Consider the following 4,274-nt stretch of genomic DNA (forward strand, 5'->3'; position numbering starts at 1 on the left):
GCAGAACGCGGGCAGCGTGGACCAACAACCCGCTTCGCCCACGCCGAACCAACCTGTTGGCCAGGCTCCGGTAGCGGACTCTCGCCCGCCTGCCGTTGCACCGATTTTCGACCAGCCGGGTGTCCTGACGCCGCGTCATACGCTCGTGGTCGAGCCGTATTTCCAGTTTGCCTACTCGTCTGAAAACCAGCTCTCGCTGGTCGGCTACACGATCATCCCTGCGCTGCTGATTGGTCTCATCAACGTGAGCGAAGTGAAGACCACTACGCTGACGGGCGGCGTTGCCCTCCGGTACGGGATCACGAACCGGCTCGAATTCGAGGTGCGTGTGCCCTATGTGTACCAGACCAACGATACGGTGGCGCGCCAGATTTTCACCGGCGCTGCGGCGAACAGTGTGATCAGCAGTAGCGGCAACGGCATCGGCGATGTCGAAATGACCATGCGTTATCAGCTCAACGAGGGCGGTCCCGACAAGTTCTACTATGTCGGCTGGCTGCGCTTCAAGACGGCCACGGGCAAGAGTCCGTTTGACGTGGTGACCGACTGCGTCACGACCTGTATCGCCAATACGACCGGCACGGGGTTGCCACTGCGGCAGCCGACCGGCTCCGGGTTCCTCGCGATCCAGCCGGGTCTCACCTGGCTCTTCCCAACCGACCCGGTCGTGTTCTTCGGCAACTTCAGCTATCTGCACAGCTTCGGCAAGACAGAGAGCCTCACGCTTGTCAACGGCGTGCAGGAGCCGCTCGGCAATGTTCAGCCTGGTGACATCTGGGGATTCAACGTCGGCATGGGCCTCGCGCTGAACGAGAAGGCGTCGGTCAGTATCGGCTATGACATGAGCATCGTGCAGCCGACCTCGCAGAACGGCCAGACCGTGGTCGGCTCGGTGCGTGCCATCCTCGGCACGCTGCTGATCGGTTATTCATACCGGGTGACGCCGAAGACCACGCTCAACTTTTCGATCGGCGCTGGACTCACGCGTGACACACCGGACCTGACTCTCACGCTGCGCGTGCCGATGTCCTTCTGAATGGGCGCGTACCGCGAGACGACGCCTGCATCCAGCCACCCACCGCTAACCTAACGGGGACGCACGGCGCTCAGAAGCGCCATGTTCAGCGTCTGCCCGAGATTCAACGCCTTGAATGCGGCGAGCGAATTGACGGTCGTGTTGATTGTTGTGAGCGCCTGAATCTGCTGGTTGCTCAACGTGTTCTGGATGACTGCTCCCGTCATCCCGGGCAGCGCGCCTGGCTGCACGGTGTTGTTCAGCCCGTTCTGGATTAGCGCCCCAGTGTTGGCGCTGGCGAGCATCTGTGCCTGCTGCGGCGTCATCTGGGCGATGTTCGGGATGTTGAAGCTGGTCGAAGCGACGAGTGCGCCGTTGACGAACGCGGCCCGCGAAATACCGAATGACACGACCAGGCCGGACGGCAGGTCGAACCCGCCGCGCATGGTGTCCAGGCGGTTGTCATTGACCGCAACGACGTCCGCGGACGCCCACGCCGGGTCCGCGTCATCCCTTTGCGTGGCCGATGCGGAGGTCAGATTGGCCGTATCGCCGAGCTGCAGTGCTGCGCGTCCCGTCTGTGCACGACCGGGGGCGGGTGTGAGCGCCATATGCACCGCGTGAACGGCGTTCAATCCAACACTTGCCTCCACCGGCACAACGACCTTTTCCAGCGCACCCGAAGCGTTCAGCTCGTGACCGTCGTCAAACACAACAGGCGGTGCCACTGGACCCGCTTTGTTTGCCGGGGTGGAGAGCTCGTCCTGCGCGGGCGAACGATCCGGTGGAGCAGTCATGACCGGAGCAAGTTCGTCGTTCGTCGCAAGTACCGGGCGCACCGGATCCACGACGTCGGGTGTCACACTTTGCGTAACCGCCGTCACTTCGCGGATCTCCCCGATGTCGGGCAGATCGTTTTGCGCCACCGCTGAACTATCTTGCCCTCCCGCGTCCAGCCGGCCCTCAGTGACTTCCGACGCATTCGACATCGGCTGGATCTGCCCGGTTGCGATAGTCGGCGAGTCGCTGCCCACCGCACCCGCGCCAAGGGAGGACATCCCACCGCACACCACGGTGACGATGCCGGCGAGCTTCAGATGTTGATGTTTCATCGCAGTCCTCAGAATTCGCCCGGGCCCAGTTTCGGCACGACCACACTGAACAGACCCTCGCGCGAAATCCCCGTATAGAGGGGCGCTTCCGGTGCGACATGCCAGTCCTGCGAATCGTTGAATTTCGCCTGTTCATGCCTGTTGTGAATGACGAACAGCACGCGGTCCTGCCACTTCTGCTCGAAGCTCTCCCGCGACATGACCCGTGTGCCGGTGGTCGGGTCCCCTACGAGGACCCGCCCATTGCGCACGCCCTTGACGACGACGAAGTGGTGATAGCCATGGTCAGTGATCAGCACGATCGCAGGCGTTTGAGCCTGCTCAAGCTTTTCCAGCGGCAAATCATAGCCATCCGCGAGGAATCCGTGTGCCTCAAGATAGCGCTTGATGTCGAGCAGGGAGAACCCTTCATTGCGAATCTTGTCCTGATCGCCACTTTCAAACATCGCTGCGAATACCGTCTGCTCGGTGGTCGGGGTGTTGTATTGATAGGTGAGCAATGTGGCGAGGGCTGCGGATCCACAACTGAAATCGTATTGCTGTCGGATGGTCCGCTTGAAGCGGGCCTCCTTCAGACTCGTCACGTGCAGTGAGTAGTAGCCGCCAGACGGATCTGTGATGGCGATCGGATCGGCCGTTGCCGTCGCGACCCAGATCGAGCACGCGAGCACCAGCCATTTTGCGCACGGTTTCATCGCTCAGTTTCCGAAGCGTACATTAAGAATCGTCGCGTTCTGGATCAGTACGTTGGCGCCGGAATTCTGGATCACGGTTGGCAGTCCGCTCGCATTCGCGAACGATCCCTCGTTGATCGAGTTCGATCCTGTCGCCACCTTGCTGGCGATGTTGTCGGCGACCGAGCCGTTGAGCGTCATGTTGCTGATTAACGCGTCGCCACCGCGATGCCTGTCAAGTTCCTCAGACCCGATTGCCAGAGCGACGCCGAACCCGTCGCTCTGGGCCGGTGACGATGAAGCGACGGAGGGTGGGGCTTGCGCGGGCGCTGCCACGGCAAGGGCGGCCAGCGCAGGGGCCTGGGCATCGATACCGGATGCGGGCGCTTCAGCGCCGAAGACATGAACGGCCAGACAAGGCAATCCAATTGTGACAGGCAGCAGCAACTGCGCAATGCGTTTGAGCGCTTGCATAGTCGACTCCTCGTTTTCTGGGCGGCAATGCAATGCCGGCAGAATGCTCCATGTGCATGACTTCACCGTGCTGTACTGCGCTCAGGCAACTGCCTGGCCAGCATGGTGACGCAATGTTGGCCGTGGAGCGGTTACGCCCCACGGCAGATGACACACTTCTCAATGCCGACGTTTCGCCTAATGTCCGACGCTCAGATTGGCCTGCACGGTCACCGCCTGCTGCACCATGGAAGCAAGACCACTGTTCTGGTTCGCAATCATGATGCCTGCTGCGGACTGTCCCACGGCTGCCATCGAATTGGACATGTTGAACGAGCCGGCATCCACCGAGACGGCGCCGCCATCACCACCTGCTGCGCCTGCACCGCCTGTAGCTGAGCCGCCGGCCGCCGCGGCTGCCAGTGCTGCGCCGCCGCTGCCGCCCGCTGCACCTGCACCGCCAATGCCGGTCCCGCCGTTGCCCGCCGTTGCCGTGGCAGCACCGCTTGAGCCACCGGCAGCAGTACCTGCCGCGCCGGTTCCCGTTCCTGCACCGCCGGTACCTGTGCCAGCGCCGCCCGCAGCCGTTGACGCGCCTGCCAGGGCCGCGCCACCGGTGCCGGTGCCGGTCCCGGTCCCAACGCCTGCGGCGGTTGCCGCGCCAGTTGCCGCCGACGCGCCCCCGAGAAAGCCCGAGCGGGCCCGTGCGTTGCCGGAATCAGCCAGACCACCGCCCAGCCCCCGACCCGAGCCTGATGCGTCGCCGCCTACACCAGTCGATGCGGCGAGGGCTCCTCCGCCGCTGCCACGGGCATCGCCGCCGGAACCCGTACCCGAGCCGCCAGTTCCGGTCGCCGAGCCACCCCTGCCGGCGACTGCAAGCGAACCGCCGCCACTACCGCCCGTGCTGGTTGCGCCATTGCCGCCGCTGCCGCCGCTGCCGGCGAGCGCTACCGAACTGCCACCCCGGCCACCCACGGCGATGCCGCCATTGCCGCCCCGTCCGCCGTTGGTGTTGCC

The 4,274-nt window shown here is 63.8% G+C and carries 5 protein-coding genes; 1 reads left to right on the forward strand and 4 read right to left on the reverse strand.

Annotated features, from left to right (window positions below):
• A partial coding sequence (locus KHO33_RS41575) for an acetate kinase (RefSeq protein WP_211629327.1) occupies positions 1-1,036 on the forward strand: 1,036 nt, incomplete at its 5' end.
• Positions 1,037-1,086: 50 nt separating this feature from the next.
• Here the strand turns inward: KHO33_RS41575 and KHO33_RS41580 are convergent.
• From KHO33_RS41580 to KHO33_RS41595, 4 genes are all read right to left on the reverse strand, one after another.
• A complete protein-coding gene (locus KHO33_RS41580) occupies positions 1,087-2,127 on the reverse strand; it encodes a hypothetical protein (RefSeq protein ID WP_200568490.1) in 1,041 nt (346 codons plus the stop codon).
• Positions 2,128-2,135: 8 nt separating this feature from the next.
• Complete coding sequence (locus KHO33_RS41585; RefSeq protein ID WP_200568491.1) at positions 2,136-2,822, reverse strand: C39 family peptidase; 687 nt, start codon at positions 2,820-2,822, stop codon at positions 2,136-2,138.
• Between the two features lie 3 nt (positions 2,823-2,825).
• A complete protein-coding gene (locus tag KHO33_RS42530; protein WP_234480959.1) occupies positions 2,826-3,275 on the reverse strand; it encodes a hypothetical protein in 450 nt (149 codons plus the stop codon).
• A gap of 177 nt (positions 3,276-3,452) precedes the next feature.
• On the reverse strand, positions 3,453-4,274 hold an 822-nt coding region (locus tag KHO33_RS41595), incomplete at its 5' end, for a hypothetical protein (RefSeq protein ID WP_211629329.1).

Source organism: Paraburkholderia nemoris, from assembly GCF_905221015.1.
Lineage (GTDB): Bacteria > Pseudomonadota > Gammaproteobacteria > Burkholderiales > Burkholderiaceae > Paraburkholderia > Paraburkholderia nemoris.

Excerpts from the sequence above, each read along its gene's own strand:
- KHO33_RS41580 (WP_200568490.1), bottom strand. The coding sequence starts at position 2,127 with ATGAAACATCAACATCTGAAGCTCGCCGGCATCGTCACCGTGGTGTGC.
- KHO33_RS41585 (WP_200568491.1), bottom strand. The coding sequence starts at position 2,822 with ATGAAACCGTGCGCAAAATGGCTGGTGCTCGCGTGCTCGATCTGGGTC.
- KHO33_RS42530 (WP_234480959.1), bottom strand. The coding sequence starts at position 3,275 with ATGCAAGCGCTCAAACGCATTGCGCAGTTGCTGCTGCCTGTCACAATT.